The following is a 19,934-nucleotide window of genomic DNA, read 5'->3' on the forward strand; positions in this document are numbered from 1 at the left end:
TATAGCGTATTGCGTCTGTATATCAAAAAATACAAAACATACAAAACCAGCACAAATTTTTATTATATAATATAAATATTGACTGATCTTTACACCATAAAGATAAAGAATTTATGTTTAGAAAACTAAAAAAATCAAAAACTTATATTATTATTATTTCAATAACTAAATTTTCAGAGAATAATCTGTTATCGATAATATCAAATATAAAATATTTGATTGAGCACAAACAGTTAGCTTACAAAATACATTGGACATTCCCAATATATTTTTTTGAAATTCTAAGAGAACATGAGGAATTAAATAAATGGCTATTTGAAAGATTCAAAACTAATACAGATATATATATGCCTGGAACTTACAGTGGAAGCCCTCATGAATACATGCTACACGATGAAATACATTTAGATTTATATTGGGCACTAAAAAATCCATTCAAAAGTGGATACAAAGATATATTTCAAAATACTCCTATTATGCTTTACATATACAACATAGAAAAGTTTAGGAAAAAAGTGACTGAGCTTTACAGAAAGCTTAATTTCAACTATACAGAAGGAATAAGGCAGAGCAAAAATAATAAAACGTACTTAATTTTTTATAAAAATAACTGCCAATATTTATATGAAGTCCAAAAAATAGATTCTCCAAGAAGCAATGTAGAAACTCTTATTTATTTTTATGAAATCAAAGAAACTTATGATAATCAAGAATTAAAAAATTTTTTACTTTATTTAAAATCCTTGGAAAACAGCTTGCATAGTATCAAGATACAAAATCTAGCAGGATCCAAACTAACTACCGAACTGCTAGAAATTCCAAAATTTAACTCTCTTAAAGAGCAAGAGCCAATAATAAATTTTCAAAACAAAAGACTCAAAGATTATCAAATCAACGAAAAAAGTTTAAGAGAATTTTTAATAAACAAACACCAAGAAGAAATTGTCAGAAATTCAGAATCAATTATTCCTAAGAATCTGGAATATAATATGGAAGGAAATTTCACATTATCTCACGATCAATACAACATTAAATTTGAAAATGGGAAATTAAATAAAATAAAATTTAAAGATAAAAAAGTTGAATTTCTAAATACATCTAGAACCTATTTCAAAATTTTATCAAAAAAAGAATTAATAAAAGAAGCATCTATTGAAAGCTCATTTTCCTTCTCAAATGAAAAAATTTTAGGAATAAAGCAATATTTAGCTTTTAACTCCACTACAAAATCAACAATTGATTTTTTCATAGACGAGACTATCTCTAGCTTTTTTGTATCTATTAAAATAAAATGGCCTTCTAAAATCAATCTGGATAAAAAAGCATTAAAAAAATACAATCCTGATTATCTTCTTGAATATTCAGCACTTGAAATACCTGTTTTTGAAATTACAAAAGGCACTAATTTAAAAATAACAGCAAAATATAGTGATCTTGATACTTATGAAAAAATAATAATAACTAAAAACAATCCCAAAGGCTACATTAACGGTACAGAATTTTTAATATCTAAGGGAAATGATAAAAATAGTAATTTTTTTATAAGCTTTTTAAATGTTGAAAAACAAATCATTCATACAATTAATTATAAAATTGAAAAAATAAATTCTAAAAAATGGTTAATCCTAAACATAGGTGGCTCTTATAACAAAGTTAAGATCCAAGATGTAATAAATTACTCTCAGACACTAAATTTAATGATACTACCATTAAATAATAATTTTGATAACAAAATAAGACTGAATTCAAAAATAAAAAATTTAATTTTTTATACTAATATAAAAAAATATGAAAATAAATAAATAATAAGTAGTAAAATATTAATAACTGGGTATAAAATTATCCTAGGAAGAACATAAAAAGTATTTAATCTTTAATTTAAATAAAAAAGGTATAATAATATGAACGATAACATAACAGACGTCCATTCTACATTAGAAAAAGTCGGAATTACAAATGATCCTGTATTATTGAAAAATTTAACATCAGAATTAGGAATGAAAGCATCTCATTCGAGAAACAGAATCATCCTCTACATAGCATCAAATCCGAAAGAATACTTTACAGCAAAAGAAGTTTATAACAAACTTGTAAAAGAAATTCCAAGCTTATCAAAGGCAACGGTATACAATACATTAAACATTCTAAAAGAAAGAAATATACTAAAAGATATAAAAACTACTGATCAAAAAGAAACAAAATTTTATCTAAGCTTGGCTTCCACAATAGCTCACTTTAAATGCAATAAATGCAATCAAGTCCATCCTATTCAACTTGACGATATTAAAGATATTTTGAAAGACAAACTTGGAGAAAACTGGGAAACAAAATCTATTGAAATAATTTACTCAGGAAATTGCAATAATTGTTACAAAAAAGACACCCATAACAACAACAATGCACTAGATAACAAGGGAATCACTGTATGAATATAAAAAATATCATTTTTATAATTATATTCTTATTACTCTTAATACTAGTTAGTCCAAGGATAAAATTTAAAAATGAATTTTCAAAAAAAGCAATTCCTAAAAACATCAAAGAAATTGATAATTACCTATTAAAAGAAGAATTACAATTTAGTTTAGAAAAAAATACAAAAAAAGAAATAATCTGGTACAAAGAGACACAAAAAACAAAATATTCTGTGGTCTATATTCATGGATTTGGAGCATCAAAAAATGAAATTTATCCGGTTCCAAATAATATTGCAAAAGCTCTTAATGCTAATCTTTTTTTTACAAGATTGAAAGGACACGGAATTAACAATAAAAATGCATTCCGGGGAATAACTACTCAAGATTGGTTGAGTGACATTGATGAGGCTATTGAAATTGGCAAACTAATAGGTGATAAATTAATATTAATTGGCACCTCTAATGGAGGTGCTGCCAGCATCTGGGCCTTAGCAAATTATCCAGATGAAATAAACTCAGCAGTATTAATTTCTCCTAACATATTCCCTTATGACAAGAGAACAAACATAGTTTACTATCCCTGGGGACGACAAATTGCATATCTTATAACAGGTGGTTACAATAAATTCGAAACAAAAAAGGATAAACGAAAAGAGCACATGACTATAAAAAGCCACTCTTCAAGTGTACAACATGTAGACGCAATCATTGCAATGATGGGCCTTGTTAAATTATTAAATTCGTATAATTTCGATGAAATCAAAACACCTTTAATAATAACCCACACACCCAACGATCATACAGTAGACCCAATAAAAATAAACGAATTCATAAAAAATTATGGGGGCATAAAAAAAGATATTCCTATTATACTTCTTGAAAATTCACACGCACATGTACCTATTGGAAACCAAAGCTACAAAAGTGCCCAAAATACATCATATTTCACAAAGTACGCAGTTGATTTTATAAACAAGACAAATAAGCAATAGCCTTAAGCTATTGCTTATTAAAAAATTAATCATTTAGTAATTCTTCTATTTCATTCTTAAGAACGCTAACACCTGGTCCATAAACAACCTGAACCCCATTGCCTTTAATAATTACTCCTTTAGAACCGGTTTTTTTTAAAATTTTTTCAGAAACTTTAAGAGCATCTCTTACTGTAACTCTTAACCTGGTTGCACAACAATCAAGATCAACAATATTTGAAGCACCTCCAAGCCCAATAATAACCTTAGTAGCATAATTTTCTTCGAATTCACTACTCTTAGAATTTGAAGAATCTCCAGAATTTAAATCTTGCGTTCTACCAGGGGTTTTAAAATCAAATTTATTTATTAAAAATACAAAAGTAAAGTAATAAAGGAAAAACCAAACAGTGCCTACAACCGGCACCAAAAGCCAATTAGTTCTTGAATTCCCCTGCAAAATACCAAACAAAATAAAATCAATAAACCCCCCAGAAAATGTTTGACCTATTGTAATTTGAAGAATATGCGCCAGCATAAAAGCAAATCCATCAAATGTAGCATGAATAATATAAAGAATAGGAGCTACGAACAGAAAAGAAAATTCAAGAGGCTCTGTTATCCCTGTTAAAAATGATGTTAGGGCTGCAGACATTAAAAGACCAAAAACTTTTGTTTTCTCACCATGCCTTGCGGTGTAGTATAGCGCAAGTGCGGCTCCTGGCAAACCAAACATCATAGTAATAAATCGTCCACTCATAAAACGACTAGTTCCAACAAAAAATCTACTTGTACCTTGAGAAGCAAGTTCTGCAAAGAAGATATTTTGAGTCCCTTCAATCAACTTTCCATCAATAATAACAGATCCCCCAAGGCCTGTTGTCCAAAATGGCAAATAAAATATGTGGTGAAGGCCAAAAGGTCCAAGCATCCTTAAAAAAATTCCAAAAATAAGTGTTCCGATATAGCCAGTTGAATCTACCAAGCCTCCTACTTTATTAATGCCATTTTGTACAAATGGCCAAACAATAAACATAATTACAGCAAGAAAAATACTAGAAAAAGACACAATAATCGGCACAAATCTGGATCCCGAAAAAAACCCAAGGACCTTGGGTAAATCTACCTTGTTAAACCTAGAATGAAGATAATAGGTCAAAATACCAACTACAACTCCGCCAAAAACCCCTGTTTCTAATGTCTTAATTCCAAGAATTAAACCCACAGCACCGCTAGCAAGAGACTCTGCCTTACCCGACATATCAATTAAAACCCCAATAGTAGCATTCATTACAAGGTAACCAATAAATGCTGCAATTCCAGCTGTACCCCTATCTGACCTGGCAAGTCCAACAGCGACTCCAATAGAAAATATTGGCGCTAAATTCGAAAAAATAATAGAACCTGATGCACTCATTATCTTGAAAACTGCTTGTAATAAAAATATATCTAAAAAAGAATACGTCTTAACAGTTTCCGGATTAGAAAGAGAGCCTCCAATTCCTAAAAGCAACCCTGCTGCTGGCAAAATAGCAATGGGAAGCATGAAAGAACGCCCAAATTTTTGAGCTTGTTCAAAACCCTTTACCATAAAAACCTCCTAAAATAAACAATACATTAACTCTATAATGCTTAAAATTATCTTTTAACCTGATTTATTTTCTCTACAAATTTTTTAGTAATCTCAACAGGCCTTGTAATAGCTCCCCCTACAACTACTAAATCAACCCCCATTTCAAAACATTTTTGAGCCTTTAAAGGGGTATCTATTTTTCCTTCCACTATTAAAGTGGACTTCAAATTAGAATTAATCAAAGTTTTTAAAAAATTAAAATCATTGTCTGCAATATCTAAGCCATTAGTACTTTTTGTATAGCCATACAAAGTTGTTCCAATAAAATCAAAACCCAATTTATCGGCATTAATAGCTTCATCCAAAGAAGAAATATCTGCCATTAAACACTGCTTTGGATATTTTTTTTTAATACTTTTAAAAAAATCATCAAGCAATACACTATCGGGTCTATTCCTAAAAGTGGCATCAAGGGCAATTATATCTACTCCTTCATTGCAAAGCTCATCGATCTCTTTCATGGTGGGAGTAATAAACACATCGCAATTATTATAATTTCTTTTAATAATACCTATTATTGGCAAATCAACTTCCAACTTAATCTGGCTAATATCATTAACTCCGTTAGCTCTTATTCCAATAGCTCCACCCATTTTAGCTGCCAAAGCCATCTTAGACATAATAAAACTACTATGTAAAGGCTCGTTCTCAAGAGCTTGGCAAGATACTATTAACCCTCTTTTGATTTTTTCAATAATAATTAAACCTCCTATAAATTTATTTTTTTAAAAAAGTATAAAAACTTAAATACAGAATATATTTTTTTTTAAAAAAAAACAATTCTTTTAATGAAAAAGAACATAATTAACATAAATTTAAAAGATAAAAACAAAAATAATTTATTATTCAATACACATTAAGCTATAATTTAGGCATGATAAATAAAATCAACTGGTTTCCTGGCCACATGAAAAGAGCCTTAGATCTAATAAAGAATAATTTAGAAAAAACCAATATTGTGCTAGAAATACTTGATGCTAGAGCTCCATTTAGTAGCAAAAATCCATTAACTGAAAAAATTATTAAAAATCAAACCAAAATAATTCTTTTACACAAATCTGATATTGCTCAAATAGCTGAAATTATAAAATGGAAAAAATATTTTGAAAATCTTGGCAATACTGTAATAATAAGTAATATTTACAAAAAAGGAATGCGCAAGCAAATAATAGATAATATTAAAAAATTGGCTATTGTTAAAAAAATAAAAAATTATAAAGAAAAAATAAAAGTTTTAATTATTGGGGTCCCAAATGTTGGAAAATCTTCAATAATAAATCTATTATCTGGTAAAAAAAGCGCAAAAGTTGCCAACAAACCTGGATATACCAAAAATATACAAATAGTAAAAATAAATGAAGAAATCAATCTTTTTGATATGCCAGGAATTTTATGGCATAATCTAGTAGACCAATCGATTGCAAAAAAACTTGCAATATTGGATATGATCAAAAATGAAATAGTAGACAATACAGACCTTGCATTATATTTGCTTGAAATAATGGATCAAAATAATAAAAATATTTTACTAAAAAAATACGAAATTTATCATAAAAATTCACTTGATATTCTACAAAATTTTGCAAAAGCAAGAAAATTGATCCATAAAAAAAATGAGCTTGACATTGAGAAAGCAGCAAAAATATTAATTAAAGAATTCAGAGAAGGTAAATTTGGGAAAATAATTCTTGACAAGAATTATAATGTCTTTTAAAAAAGTCATTTACATAAATAATAATATTAAGTATAATCTTGATTTGTATTAATACAGCCATAAGGAGGTTGGAATTAGTTGGATAATTGTATCCTGGAGATTAAAAACTTAAGTCATTATTATGATAACAATGGAAACAAAACTTTAGATAACATAAATTTAAAAATTAAAAAAAATGAGTTTATTACATTATTAGGCCCATCTGGATGTGGAAAAACAACATTAATAAAAATATTGGGTGGTTTTTTAAGTCAAAAAAATGGGGAAATTTATTTCCTTTCTAAGGAAATTTCTAAAACCAATCCAAATAAACGAGAAATTAATACTGTATTTCAAAATTATGCACTTTTCCCGCATATGAATGTTTTTGACAATATTTCATTTGGACTTAGAATGAAAAAAACACCAAAAGATACAATAAAAGAGAAAGTAAAAACATCTCTTTCACTGATAGGAATGCCAAAATATGCATACAGAAATATTAACGAACTATCAGGGGGACAAAAACAAAGGGTTGCAATAGCAAGAGCAATGGTAATGGAACCCAAGCTTTTATTATTAGATGAACCACTTTCTGCTCTTGATTTAAAAATGCGACAAGAAATGCAAAAAGAGTTAAAAAAAATACAGCGCCAACTTGGAATCACATTCATATATGTTACTCATGATCAAGAAGAAGCATTGACAATGAGTGATAGAATTGTTGTAATGAATGAAGGAATAATTCTGCAAGTAGGAACGCCTGAGGAAATTTACAATGAGCCTAAAACAAAATTCGTAGCCGATTTTATCGGAGAAAGTAATATTTTTGATGGAACATACAAAAAGGAGCTAGTTGTAAGCTTGCTTGGCCATGAATTTGAATGCCTTGACAAAGGATTTGAAGCTGAAGAAGCAGTTGACCTTGTAATACGCCCAGAAGATATAAAGCTACTTCCAAAAGGAAAAGGGCATTTAAGCGGAACTATAACATCCGCAATTTTTCAAGGAGTTCATTACGAAATGACTCTAGAAATTCAAAAAACAAATTGGATAGTTCAAAGCACAAGACTTACAAAAGTTGGAGAAGAGGTTGATATATTTTTAGAACCTGATGATATTCATGTTATGCATAAGGAATAATGGTTGTGAAAAAATTAATATTAATAATATACGCTATATTCTTATTAACATTTAGTATTATTCCTTTACTAATAATAATATTGCTAGGATTTTTAAATGAAAACCATGAATTTACAATCTACAATTTTATTGGACTTCTAAAACCAAGTTATCTTAGTATTTTTTCAAGGAGTCTAAAATTAGCAACAATAGCAACAATTTTCTGCATTTTAATAGGCTATCCTGCTGCCTGGCTAATCTCATTATCAAAAAAAAGTGCCCAAAACAAATTAATAATAATGATAATACTTCCCATGTGGATAAATACATTGCTTAGAACTTATGCCTGGATGAGAATACTTGGAAAAAACGGATTCATCAACAACTTATTTGAAAAGATCGGAATTGGAAATTTGGATCTTCTTTACAATGAACAGGCTGTTACAATAGGAATGATATATAACTTTTTGCCTTTCATGATCTTACCAATATATACAGGATTTTTAAAAATTAAATCAGAATACATTGAAGCAGCACAAGATCTTGGAGCAAGAATGTGGCAAGTACTAATTTATGTAAAAATACCCTTAACGCTTTCTTACCTGGCAACAGGAATAATTATGGTATTTATTCCTTCAATCACGGTATTTGTCATTTCAGATTTGCTAGGAGGCTCTAAACAAATTTTAATAGGAAATCTAATAAGCAAACAGTTCCTTTTCATAGAAGACTGGAATACTGGAGCTGCAATTTCATTTATTTTAATGTTAGTAATATTAATTTTTAACTTAATAATAATAAAATTAATGCAAAAAAATAATGGGAAATAAGATATGTTTAGGGCCTTTAAAAACACCTTCTTATTTTTAATACTCAGCTTTATTTACCTCCCAATAATAATCTTGATAATTTATTCCTTTAACTCTGGTGATAGTGGATTTATATGGCAAGGATTTAGTCTAAAATGGTATAAAGAAATTTTTGCCTCAAGTCAAATTAAATCAGCAATATTTAACACCATTTTAATAGCTACAATCTCATCTTTGACCTCTGTTATTATTGGAATTATTGGAGCTTACGCAATCTACAAAGCAGAAAACAAAAAATTAAAAACAATACTATTATCAGTAAATAAAATAACAATAATTAATCCAGACATCGTAACAGGAATAAGCTTAATGACATTTTATTCTGCAATAAAAATGCAATTGGGATTTTCTACAATGCTCATCTCACATATAATTTTTTCAACACCATACGTAGTAATAATAATTTTACCTAAATTGTATTCTCTTCCTAACAATATTATTGATGCTGCAAAAGATCTTGGGGCCTCAGAAACTCAAATATTTTTCAATATAATTTATCCAGAAATCGTTGGGAATATAGCAACTGGAGCTCTTATTGCCTTCACATTATCAATAGATGATTTTTTGATATCATTTTTCACTACTGGGCAAGGATTTAATAATTTAGCTATTTTAATAAACTCACTAACAAAAAGAGGTATCAAACCCGTCATAAATGCTATTTCTGCTATATTGTTTTTTACAATATTGAGCCTTTTGTTTATTATTAATAAATTTATAGGAATTAAAAAATTAACAACAGATGCTGAGCTTTAAAATAAAAAAAGGAGTACTTATGAAAAAAATTTTTATATTAATAGCAATTCTTATAACTTTTGCTTGCACCCAAAAAGACACAATAACTTTAAACGTATTTAATTGGGCAGAATATATTGACGAGACTTTATTAGATCAATTTGAAAAGGAAAATAATATAAAAATTAATTATGAAATCTTTCATAACAATGAAGAAATGATAGCCAAATTTAACACCACAAAGAACTACTACGATATAATAGTTCCATCAGAATATTTAATCCAAGAATTAATAGATGAAGACAAAATTGAAAAATTAGATTACTCAAAATTACCAAATGTAACGAAAAATATTACTCAAAATCTCACAAACCTAGAACATGATCCTGGCAATCTTTATTCAGTTCCAGCTTACTGGGGATTAATGGGCATACTTTACAATAAAACCAAAATAGATTTAAATGACATGCAAGGTTTTGATATACTATTTAATAAAAAATATAATAAAGAGATTACAATGCTAGATTCCCCTAAAGACAATATTGGGGTTGCTCTAAAAAAACTTGGATACTCAATAAATGAAGACAATACAGATAAAATCAAAGAAGCTGGTGAACTTTTAAAAATTCAAAATCCACTATTAATCGGATATTTCTCAGATGTGCCTGCAAAATCATTAATGCTAAATGGAGAAGCATCTATTCAACTTACATGGAGTGGTGAAGCACAAAGCGCTATGCTAAAAGATAAAAACTTGGATTTTTATGCACCAGAAAACACCAATCTATGGATAGACGCATTTGTAATTCCTATTGATGCTCCAAATAAAAACTTGGCTTATAAATTTATAAACTTTCTATACGACAATGAACCATCTTATAAAAATTTCAAAGCAACTAGATATAATTCTCCAAATAAAAATGTAATAAAAAGAATAGAAGAAGAAGCAAAAAATAATCCCGAAATGAAATTATATTTAGAAGAAAAATTTTCACCAAAAGATTTTTCCAAATTTGAAATTTTTAAAAAAATACCTAAAAAGGTAAAAGAAGAAATACTCAAAATATATTTAAATCTATCTTCTTAAATACTTAAACAAAAACAATCTTAAAAGCTTCCATTTTAGAAGCTTTTAAGATTTTTGGCTATTATTTAAAAAAGATCTAAATATTAATTTTATATCAAGTCCAATTATAGACAAAGCAATCAATAAGACTAGAAATCCTTGATAAATTAAAAATGGAAAAATGTCAAAAGGAGAAAGCTTGCCCTTTGTAAAATCTACAAGAGCTATAACATGCATACTATGAGGTAAAATACTTAAAAAAAAGCACGAAGACATACAAAGTAAAGCAGCAATGCGTTTTGAGTTTAAATTATTCTCAATAGTTATTGATCTTACAACAGAACCACTCATTAAAATAGCAAGCCCATTATTTGCAAGAAACACAGTCAAAATACCAACTAAAAACACAATTACAAATTCCGAAGTTCTTTTAGACTTTGACATTTTTTGCAATTTTAATAGTAACCAATCAAACCCTCCATACTTAATTGCCATATAAGAAATTCCGCCTGTAAAAACAACAAGAATAAACATTTCACCTAAACCTAAAAATCCTTCATTAATTTTTTTAGCCAGCAATAAAAAAGTAACATCTGAATAATAAATTCCAATAATACCAGCAACAACAATACCTAAAAATAGGGCCAAAAATACATCAAAACCTGAAATTGCAACAACCATAACAAAAATATATGGAATAATTTTAAAAAAATTTATCTCACTAGGCTCAACAATAAAGTTACTGGTTTTACTATAATAAGAACCTAAAAATGCAAAAACAATGCTTGCTAAAATTGCTGCTGGAAACGTATAAAAAGCTCCATTTTTAAAAACATCAACAATATTAACCTTTTGAGTATGACTTGAAATAATAGGGGTATCTGATATTAAAGACATATTGTCTCCAAATGCACCAGCACTAAGAATAGCACCAGCAACCAATGGAAGAGAAATGTTTACCTTATCTGCAAGTTCCAAAGCAATAGGAGCAACAGCAACAATAGTTCCCATAAAGCTTCCAGTAGAAAAAGACAAAAAAAGAGTAATCAAAAAAATGCCACATACTAGCAAATTCAATGGAACATATTTAAGACCAATATTTACTACAGCCTCAACACTTCCTATTTCTTTGCAAACAGCAGAAAAAGCACCAGATAACATAAATATTAAAGATATAAAAATAACATCTTGTTGCGCACACCCCTCAATAAATTTATTCATTTTTGCTAAAAAAGATCCCCTAAAAAAAATAAATGTCAAAACAATAGCAATAAACATAGCAAATATGGGGGGCATTTGATAAAATGCCCTTTCTACACCATTAAGATAAAGAACAAGTCCTGTGCCAATATAAATCCCTATAAAAAGAAAAAAAGGGGTAAGTCCCCAAAAATTTGGAACTATATTATTTTCTCTTTCCAATTTCAAACCTCCTAAATCATATAATACAATTAAAAATAATTTATTCTAAATAAAATCAATACAAATTGAACAATGCAAATCTTAAAATTTTCAAAATTTTTATTTTTTTAGAAAATATAAAAAAAATCTTTTTATATCAATTCCCAAAATAGATAAAATAACAAAAACCAATAAAAATCCAAAATAAACTAAAAATGGTAAAATGCTAATTGGAGACACAAGGCCATTTGAAAAGCCTACTAAAATAATCATTTGAGCACCATAGGGAATAATGCCTTGAAAAATACAAGAGAACATATCTAAAATAGAAGCACTTCTTTGAAAGCTAATGTTATTTTCAAAAGCTATCTTTTTTGCTACTTTACCGCAAATAAGTATGGCAATTGTATTATTAGCAAGAAAAACGTCAACTATTGAAACAAAAGCCCCAATAGAAAATTCAGCTGAACTTTTTCCCCTAATCAAAGATTTCAATTTAATAAGCAACCATTTGAAACCTCCATTATGAATCGTAGCAAAAGAAACTCCCCCTGTTAAAATTGAGAGAAAAATTAAATCTGCCATATTTAAAAACCCTTTATTAATGTTTTTCATTACATCTAGAAAATATAAATCACCATACAAAACACTAATAAGACATATAGAAAAAATACCTGAAAAAAGAACTAAAAAAACATTCATTCTAGCCAAAGAAAAAAATATAATTATTAAATAAGGCACCGTTTTCAACAAATCTATTGAACCTTCATATGAAAAGTTCGTAGTATTAAGCAAATTTCCAGAAAGAAAGAAAAAAGAAAAAAAAGTTAGTATAGCAGATGGAAAAGCATAAAAACTACTACTAATAAAAACATCTAAGATACTACTGCCTTGAGTTCGACTAGAAACAATAGTTGTATCTGATATTAAAGAAAGATTGTCTCCAAACATAGCTCCACACATTACAGATGCTGCTATTAAATTTGGATTAATATTGCTTTTAACAGCAATATTAAAAGCAATAGGAGCAATTGCAACAATAGATCCAACAGAAGTACCCGCAGAAAAAGAAAGAAAACAGGTTATAAAAAATATACCCGAAACAATCCAATTGGGATTAATATATTTAATCCCCAAATTTGCTACAGTTTCAACACAACCTATTTCTCTGCAAAGAGAAGAGAAAGCTCCTGAAAGCATAAAAATAAGACACATTAGTATAATGTCGTACTGAGCAGCCCCTTTAATAAATATGTGAATTTTATCGGAAAATTTTCCTTTAAACAACAAAAAACAAACAATAGAAGCGAAAAACATTGCAACGCTAGCTGGCAGTTGATAAAAGGCCATTTCTACACCAAGAACCCCTAAATAAATCCCTGTGCCTAAATACATAATAATAAAAACAAAAAAGGGAACGAGTCCAAAAAAATTTGGATGAACTCTTACTTCAATATTTTCCATATACATCCTTTAAATATAAGCACTGCTTTTCAAAAAAGATTACTTATATTTTTTAAATAATAACGCAAATTATTAATCGATACATAAATTTACAGTCAACCCAAAGACAAAAATCACTAATTCCCTTTAAATATTTAAAAAGAAAAATAAAATTTATCAAAAATTTTATTACTAAGTTGTAAGAAATAAAAATCTAATAAAGCTAGATGTTAAATTACAAATAAGATAAGCGTTAAAAATGAATAGAAATAAATTCTATAAAAAATTTTAAATTATTTGTCTTTTTAAAAACCTGGAAAATTAAATTCTCCGCCAAAAATGATCTTTTTCTAAAATAGAATCTATCTCTTTTGGACCTTCAGATCCATAAAAATAATTACAAATTTCAATATCTGCCCATTTATTTGCAATATCTGAAACAAACTCCCAAGAACTTTCAATCTCATCACTTGTAGCATACAAAGTACCATCCCCTAAAAAAGCGTCTAACAATAAACGCTCATAAGCCTCATCAAACAATCTTTTAAATGTCCCGTGATATGAAAACTCCATATTAGCAGTTTGAATTTCATAATTATATCCGGGTTTCTTGGTATTAAATTTAATTTCAATCCCATCTCTTGGTTGAATCCTAAATATTAAAGCATTGGAAAAATCAACAGAACTATTATTAAAAAGAGTAAAGCTTGGTTTTTTAAATTGAATATATATTTCTGAAAATTTCCTAGCAAGACCTTTGCCAGTCCTAAGATAAAAAGGAACACCAGACCAGCGCCAATTATTAATAAACACTTTCATAGCTAAATAAGTTTCAGTATTTGAATTTTCCAAAGATTCTGATTCATCTTTATAGCCTTTTTTAAAAACTCCTTGAACCTGTGAGCCTATATATTGCCCCTTAACAATGCAATTCTTAATATCCTCTTTGCTAATTTTCCTCAAACTTTTTAAAACTTTTACTTTCTCATCATGAATAAACTCAGAATCAAATTTAATAGGAGATTCCATTGCAACAAGACTTAACAATTGTAAAATATGATTTTGAACCATATCCTTTAAAGCTCCAACAGAATCGTAATACTCCGCTCTTCCATCAAGACCTAATTCTTCTGCCACCGTAATCTGAATAAAATCTACATAACGATTATTCCAAATATTTTCAAAAATAGAATTGCCAAATCTAAATGTAAAAATATTTTGAACCGTTTCTTTACCTAAATAGTGATCTATTCTATAAATTTGATCTTCTCTAAAAGCAGAATAAAGCAAGCTATTTAATTTTTTAGCTGTCTCAAGACTAGAACCAAAGGGCTTCTCAAGAACTATTTTTGACAAAGTCAATTCTTCAGTTAAAAAACACTTTTTCAGATGATTAATTATTGGTCCATAAAATGTAGGAGAAGTCGAAAGATAATATATTGTCTCTCGATTTTTATCTAAAAATTTAAATAATTTTATATAAGGCTCCTTTTCATTAAAATCACCAAATACATAAATAAAGAAATTTAAAAAAATTTCAATCAAAGAATCGGTCTCTTCCTGCCACAAAGAATCTTTAATATATAATCTAAATTCTTTATCTGTAAAGACTTTGCGAGAAAAACCAATAACCCTAAAATTGCTAATACATTTATTTTTAAACAAATTAAAAAGTGAGGGAATAAGTTTTTTTCTAGACAAATTCCCGGTAACTCCAAAAATTACAATATCAAAATTAGAAACGCTTCTTTCTTTCATATAATCTGGTCCAATCTGATCAACTTATTATATATTACAAAAATATATCCATAAATATGAACAAATAAATAAAAATTAAGCTCAAATTAAATACCATTTTTTTACAAACAAAATTAGTATATAATAAGGAGAATGAAAAATCTATCACTATTTACAGATTTTTATGAAATTTCAATGATGAATGCTTATTTTACAAAAGGCATTAATCCTAAAGCAAAATTTGAAGTTTTTTTTAGAAAAACACCGTTTAAAAATGGCTATATTGTTCTAGCTGGGATACATTCATTAATTAATGAATTAAAAAATATTCGTTTTAATGAAAATGAACTTAAATATTTAAAAAGCTTGAATATATTGGATAAACAATTTTTAAACTTTCTCAGAGAATTTAAACTAAACATAAAAATAAGCTCAATAGAAGAAGGTCGCCTAGTTTTCCCCTACACACCAGTAGTTGTGATTGAAGGGCATTTAATAGAATTGCTATTAATAGAAGGACTAGTTTTAAATATAATAAACTTTGAAAGTTTAATAGCAACAAAAACCGCAAGAATAAAAGAATCGGGTGCAAAAATTTTAGCAGAACTTGGGTTAAGAAGAGCACAAGGAATAAATGGAGCACTCTCTGCTAGCAAAGCTGCCTACATAGGAGGAGCAGATTTTACAAGCAATATGCTTGCTGGATATAAGTACAATATACCAATCACAGGAACAATGGCTCATAGTTGGGTAATGAGTTTTGAAAACGAAGAGCAAGCATTCAGAGAATATGCAAAAACATATCCAAACAAAGTAAGTTTATTAATTGATACTTACGACACACTTAACAGTGGATTAAAAAATGCTATTAAAATATTCAAGGAATTCAAACAAGAGGAAAAAAACAATTTTTCAATAAGAATTGACAGCGGAGATCTTGAATATTTAAGTAAAGCAATAAGAAAAGAATTAAACCAAAATGGCTTAAGTCACGTAAAAATTATTGCATCTAATGAGCTTGATGAAAATATTATCATGTACTTAAATTCAATAAATGCTCCAATTGATATTTGGGGCGTTGGAACAAATTTAGTTACAGCAAAAGGAGATCCAAATCTTTCAGGAGTATATAAAATGATTTCTATAGAAAAAAATGGAAAATTTATACCAAAAATAAAAATATCAAATAACGCAGAAAAATCAACATTACCTGCACAAAAAGAAGTTGCAAGAATTTATTTAAAAGGTCAAATGATCTTTGATTTTATATTTTTAAAAGAAGAAAAAGATAAAATAAAAGATCATCTAAATTCAAGAAAAGAATTTACCATTTTTCATCCAATACAAGATAACGTTTCTAAAATCATCAAGCAATATGACGATTTTGAATTTTTGATTAACACTGTCTTAGAAAATGGAACACTTCACAAAGGCTATGAATCTAGTTTAAATAAAATTAGGAATAAAGCTAAGCTTGACTTAAGCAAGCTTGAACATACATACAGAAGAATAATTAATCCTCACATATATAAAGTGAGCATCAGTAAAAACTTAAGAAAATTAAGAAACAAGCTCACAAAAGATAATAAAAGCAATTAATCTGTGAATATATATAAAACTAACAAAATAAATAAAATTTATAATAAAATTAAGAAATTAACTCAAAACGATAATATCTTTAAAAAAGAAACACTCATTATAGTAAAAAACGATCTCTTAAAAGAAGAAATTAAAAAAACTATAGCAAGACTAAATGGAATTTCTTATAATCTAAATATTAAAAAAAATGCTGTAAAAAGTATATATGAAATTTCTTTAAAAAATCCTAACATAAAAAAATACATAGAAAAGAACACTTTTTCATTTTACTTGGAAACAGAAAAATTCATTTTATATAACATATTGAAAGCTGAAAAGCTAAAATACATAAAAGATTTTAAATCAACAAAGAATAGGTACTTTTTTGCATCAAAAATAATAGATTTATTCCACCATTATTACTCAAAATTTTCAAAATTAATTGAAACTTGGAAAGACAATAGATTCTTATGCCAAGAAGAAAATTTAAAGCCTTACGAGAATATGCAAAAAGAACTATTTAACAAACTCTTTGAAAAGCAAAAAAATATTTTAAACTTACATGAAAAAATAATTCAGGAAAAACCAACAAAAAATATAGAAATTGAAATTAAAAAAATAATATTTATTGGCAATAATAAAGAGATTGAGAAAAAAATTCTTAATTCTTTAGAAAAAATTTTTGATTTTGAAGTGCATGTGTTGATTTTTGAAGATTTGCTCAACTATAAATCTACTCTTGTTGAAGAATTATTGTTAACAAAAACAAAAATCAATCCAATAAAATACCAGGCTTTAGAAAAAGTAGATATTGAATTATTTGAAGGTACAAATTTTTTAACAAGCATTAAAAATAGCATTATAGCAAAAACTCCGATTTCAAAATTAGACGATAGCTTTAAAATAATAGAAGCTAAAAATCAAAAACGTGAAGTAGAAATTTTAGTAAATCAAATAGTACACTCAATACAAAAAAATAACCTGAAATTAAGCGAAATAGCAATAACTTGTTTGCAAGAAACATTTAATGAATATTTACCATATATAGAAGAGTGTCTAAATAAATATGAAATTGAATATAGCACTCTATGCCATAACAATTTGTCAAAAGGAGAAAGTATAATAGCCTTAAAAAGGCTAATGGATCTTTTTATATCAAAAAACGAAACAATTAGTAATTTCAGCAAAAAAGAAGTATTTACCCTGTTAAGTAACAACAAAGTAATGAAAAAATTTAATATATCAACATCTGAATTAAACTATTTAATAGAATTTAGCGATGCAATGAACATTAACTTTGGTGCAAACAACACCCACAAAGAAAGTCTAAAGTATGATCAAAACTTTTTAAACTCATGGGAAGACGGATTTAACCGATTTTTAATGTCTGAAATATTTGATGAAAAATACGAAGAGGAAATTCAAAAAGAAAGCATAAGATTTCAAGATCAAGAATCAATAATTAAACTTATAACAATAGTAAAAAGTTTGTATGAAGATATAAACTATTTTAAAAATAAATCATATAAAGTATATGAATGGGCAGAAATAATAGAAATTTTTATTCAAAAATACATTGATCTTGAAGAATTTAATACAACTGATGAATATTTACGAAATAAAATAAAATCCTTTAAAAATTTTCCCAAAGATTTAAATGACAATCTTTACAAAAACTATTTAAAAGAAATTAATGAAATAAAAATTGAATTTTCTCTTTTTAAGATTATGTTTGAAGAAAGTCTTGAAAAAGAAAAATACGGAATAATGTATAAAAAAAATGGAATATTGATTGCCGATTACAAAGAAATGGAATATCTTCAAAAAAAAGAAATTCATTTTTTGGGATTTCAAAAATTCAACTCTAAGATAAATTATGATAATATGAATTTGTTAAATGAATACTATGAATATGAGAACACCGAAAAAGAAGCAATCGCAATTCTTTTTAATTTAATTTTTGCAACAACAGAAAAATTTTATCTTTACTATTCATTTCAAGACAATCTAAGCCCAGAAATTAATACATCAAAAACAATAAACAAAATACTTGATCACATACAAAAGTATGAAAAAAATTTTCAAATAGAAAAGCATCCAAATGAAAATCATGACCTAGTTTATTTTAAAGATGTAAAAGAGAATTATTTAATAAATTATGATTTAGAAGCTTTTAATATCGCAAAAATACTACAAAATTCTAAACCAATTAAGTTTAAGCAAAATAAAATTCAACTAGAAAGCCCAATTAAGCTGAATTTATACGAATTAAAAAACGCCCTTTCCAATCCTTATAAACATTTTTATGAAAAAACTTTAAACGTTAAAATACAAGACATAAGATTAGAAAATGAAATCAAAGAAAAACAAGAAGAACAAATTTTCAACACTATTGAGATTATTTACAGACTTATAAAAAATTCAACACTATTACATGAATACATAATGGGGAAAAAAAATGATACAAATGAAGCAATAGAAATTATTAAAAACCATATTAGATATGAAATACAACAAGGAAGCATTCCTTTCAACATAGATCAAAAAACAACCGTGAATGATATTTTTAAAAAGATAAATAAATTAAAACATAACGCTGCTAAAAGCTTAAAAAATCTTCCAATAATGGTAAAAACCAAAATTAAATTTTGTCAAACAATAAAACTAAATTTTCAAAAAAAAATTATAGAATTTGAATTAAAAAAAGATATTGAGAATGTATATAAAATCGAAAACGATTACTTTTATTTAAATTTTGTAAAAAAAGACTATTGTAGCATTCCAGATAAAATAAAAAATGAAATAGATTTATATATAACAGGACTACTAATAAAAAAAGAAATACAAAATTTCAATTCATTAACAGAAATAAGAATTGATCTTGAAAGCTTATCTGCAAAAACAACTATTTGGTATCACCATAAAGAAATAATAATTGATGACATTAAAAATATACTTATGCAATTTGCATACATATCAAGCTATCCAACTCCAATTTACCAAAGCTTGATAATTAAAATTTTATCAAAAATAAATCAAAATAATTTTTCAAATTGTTTTGAGAATTTCATAAAAATGCAAATAAAAAATCCTCCCAAAGCTTATTTCACAAGCAAAGCACACGAGAGATTTTTAAAAAGTAGCGAAATAACGCTTTGTGACTATTACAACAGATTTAAAGACACTCATGATTTCAAGCTAGACAAAAATTTACTAACATTAATAGAAAAATTTTATATTAAATTTGCAAGGACAAAAAATTAAAATTC

The 19,934-nt window shown here is 27.1% G+C and carries 15 protein-coding genes; 10 read left to right on the forward strand and 5 right to left on the reverse strand.

Features of this window, described 5'->3' with window-relative positions; translation table 11 throughout:
• The first annotated feature begins 113 nt into the window (after window positions 1-113).
• The 3 genes from HNP63_RS00995 to HNP63_RS01005 all read left to right on the forward strand — a co-directional run bounded on the left by HNP63_RS00995 (window position 114) and on the right by HNP63_RS01005 (window position 3,409).
• Entirely contained in the window at window positions 114-1,802 is a 1,689-nt protein-coding gene (locus HNP63_RS00995; protein WP_004789817.1) for a hypothetical protein, read from the forward strand.
• Between the two features lie 99 nt (window positions 1,803-1,901).
• Window positions 1,902-2,429, forward strand: a complete 528-nt coding sequence (gene bosR, locus HNP63_RS01000) for an oxidative stress transcriptional regulator BosR (RefSeq protein ID WP_004789585.1) — start codon at window positions 1,902-1,904, stop codon at window positions 2,427-2,429.
• Window positions 2,426-3,409 (forward strand): alpha/beta hydrolase, encoded by a 984-nt coding sequence (locus tag HNP63_RS01005; RefSeq protein WP_004789863.1) that lies wholly within the window; start codon window positions 2,426-2,428, stop codon window positions 3,407-3,409. The genes bosR and HNP63_RS01005 overlap by 4 nt, the downstream gene beginning before the upstream one ends.
• A gap of 25 nt (window positions 3,410-3,434) precedes the next feature.
• Here HNP63_RS01005 and HNP63_RS01010 read toward each other — a convergent pair whose 3' ends face one another.
• Window positions 3,435-4,979: a maltose/glucose-specific PTS transporter subunit IIC gene (locus HNP63_RS01010; protein WP_073999068.1), complete on the reverse strand. Its 1,545-nt coding sequence runs from the start codon at window positions 4,977-4,979 to the stop codon at window positions 3,435-3,437.
• 47 nt (window positions 4,980-5,026) lie between these two features.
• The gene (locus tag HNP63_RS01015) at window positions 5,027-5,692 is read right to left on the reverse strand and encodes an N-acetylmannosamine-6-phosphate 2-epimerase (RefSeq protein ID WP_234799418.1); all 666 of its coding nucleotides are present in this window, start codon (window positions 5,690-5,692) and stop codon (window positions 5,027-5,029) included.
• Window positions 5,693-5,895: 203 nt separating this feature from the next.
• Between HNP63_RS01015 and ylqF the strand changes: the two genes are divergently transcribed.
• The 5 genes from ylqF to HNP63_RS01040 all read left to right on the forward strand — a co-directional run bounded on the left by ylqF (window position 5,896) and on the right by HNP63_RS01040 (window position 10,527).
• Window positions 5,896-6,735, forward strand: coding sequence for a ribosome biogenesis GTPase YlqF (gene ylqF / locus HNP63_RS01020; protein ID WP_004790052.1), 840 nt, complete (start codon window positions 5,896-5,898; stop codon window positions 6,733-6,735).
• Between the two features lie 78 nt (window positions 6,736-6,813).
• Complete coding sequence (locus tag HNP63_RS01025; protein WP_004789939.1) at window positions 6,814-7,857, forward strand: ABC transporter ATP-binding protein; 1,044 nt, start codon at window positions 6,814-6,816, stop codon at window positions 7,855-7,857.
• Window positions 7,858-7,862: 5 nt separating this feature from the next.
• On the forward strand, window positions 7,863-8,666 hold the full coding sequence (locus HNP63_RS01030; protein WP_183226997.1) for an ABC transporter permease: 804 nt from the start codon (window positions 7,863-7,865) through the stop codon (window positions 8,664-8,666).
• 3 nt (window positions 8,667-8,669) lie between these two features.
• On the forward strand, window positions 8,670-9,461 hold the full coding sequence (locus HNP63_RS01035; protein WP_004789546.1) for an ABC transporter permease: 792 nt from the start codon (window positions 8,670-8,672) through the stop codon (window positions 9,459-9,461).
• A gap of 19 nt (window positions 9,462-9,480) precedes the next feature.
• Window positions 9,481-10,527, forward strand: coding sequence for an ABC transporter substrate-binding protein (locus tag HNP63_RS01040; RefSeq protein WP_015055708.1), 1,047 nt, complete (start codon window positions 9,481-9,483; stop codon window positions 10,525-10,527).
• 45 nt (window positions 10,528-10,572) lie between these two features.
• Here the strand turns inward: HNP63_RS01040 and HNP63_RS01045 are convergent, their stop codons facing one another.
• The 3 genes from HNP63_RS01045 to zwf all read right to left on the reverse strand — a co-directional run bounded on the left by HNP63_RS01045 (window position 10,573) and on the right by zwf (window position 15,108).
• A complete protein-coding gene (locus tag HNP63_RS01045) occupies window positions 10,573-11,928 on the reverse strand; it encodes a Na+/H+ antiporter NhaC family protein (protein ID WP_014486406.1) in 1,356 nt (451 codons plus the stop codon).
• 99 nt (window positions 11,929-12,027) lie between these two features.
• Window positions 12,028-13,371, reverse strand: a complete 1,344-nt coding sequence (locus HNP63_RS01050) for a Na+/H+ antiporter NhaC family protein (RefSeq protein WP_011601141.1) — start codon at window positions 13,369-13,371, stop codon at window positions 12,028-12,030.
• Between the two features lie 300 nt (window positions 13,372-13,671).
• Window positions 13,672-15,108 carry a glucose-6-phosphate dehydrogenase gene (gene zwf / locus HNP63_RS01055; protein WP_011601140.1) on the reverse strand — a complete coding sequence of 479 codons (1,437 nt, stop codon included), beginning with the start codon at window positions 15,106-15,108 and terminating at the stop codon, window positions 13,672-13,674.
• A 132-nt stretch (window positions 15,109-15,240) separates the two neighbouring features.
• Here zwf and HNP63_RS01060 point away from each other — a divergent pair, with 132 nt between their 5' ends.
• Window positions 15,241-16,686 carry a nicotinate phosphoribosyltransferase gene (locus tag HNP63_RS01060; RefSeq protein WP_183226999.1) on the forward strand — a complete coding sequence of 482 codons (1,446 nt, stop codon included), beginning with the start codon at window positions 15,241-15,243 and terminating at the stop codon, window positions 16,684-16,686.
• 3 nt (window positions 16,687-16,689) lie between these two features.
• On the forward strand, window positions 16,690-19,929 hold the full coding sequence (locus tag HNP63_RS01065) for a PD-(D/E)XK nuclease family protein (protein WP_183227001.1): 3,240 nt from the start codon (window positions 16,690-16,692) through the stop codon (window positions 19,927-19,929).
• Window positions 19,930-19,934 lie beyond the last annotated feature (5 nt).

The organism is Borreliella afzelii, assembly GCF_014202295.1.
Classification (GTDB): Bacteria; Spirochaetota; Spirochaetia; order Borreliales; family Borreliaceae; genus Borreliella; species Borreliella afzelii.

What these genes read in the sequence shown, in the direction of transcription:
- HNP63_RS01005 (WP_004789863.1), top strand. Translation starts at nt 2,426, where the DNA reads ATGAATATAAAAAATATCATTTTTATAATTATATTCTTATTACTCTTA.
- HNP63_RS01010 (WP_073999068.1), bottom strand. Translation starts at nt 4,979, where the DNA reads ATGGTAAAGGGTTTTGAACAAGCTCAAAAATTTGGGCGTTCTTTCATG.
- HNP63_RS01040 (WP_015055708.1), top strand. Translation starts at nt 9,481, where the DNA reads ATGAAAAAAATTTTTATATTAATAGCAATTCTTATAACTTTTGCTTGC.
- bosR (WP_004789585.1), top strand. Translation starts at nt 1,902, where the DNA reads ATGAACGATAACATAACAGACGTCCATTCTACATTAGAAAAAGTCGGA.
- HNP63_RS01060 (WP_183226999.1), top strand. Translation starts at nt 15,241, where the DNA reads ATGAAAAATCTATCACTATTTACAGATTTTTATGAAATTTCAATGATG.
- HNP63_RS00995 (WP_004789817.1), top strand. Translation starts at nt 114, where the DNA reads ATGTTTAGAAAACTAAAAAAATCAAAAACTTATATTATTATTATTTCA.
- ylqF (WP_004790052.1), top strand. Translation starts at nt 5,896, where the DNA reads ATGATAAATAAAATCAACTGGTTTCCTGGCCACATGAAAAGAGCCTTA.
- HNP63_RS01035 (WP_004789546.1), top strand. Translation starts at nt 8,670, where the DNA reads ATGTTTAGGGCCTTTAAAAACACCTTCTTATTTTTAATACTCAGCTTT.
- HNP63_RS01050 (WP_011601141.1), bottom strand. Translation starts at nt 13,371, where the DNA reads ATGGAAAATATTGAAGTAAGAGTTCATCCAAATTTTTTTGGACTCGTT.
- zwf (WP_011601140.1), bottom strand. Translation starts at nt 15,108, where the DNA reads ATGAAAGAAAGAAGCGTTTCTAATTTTGATATTGTAATTTTTGGAGTT.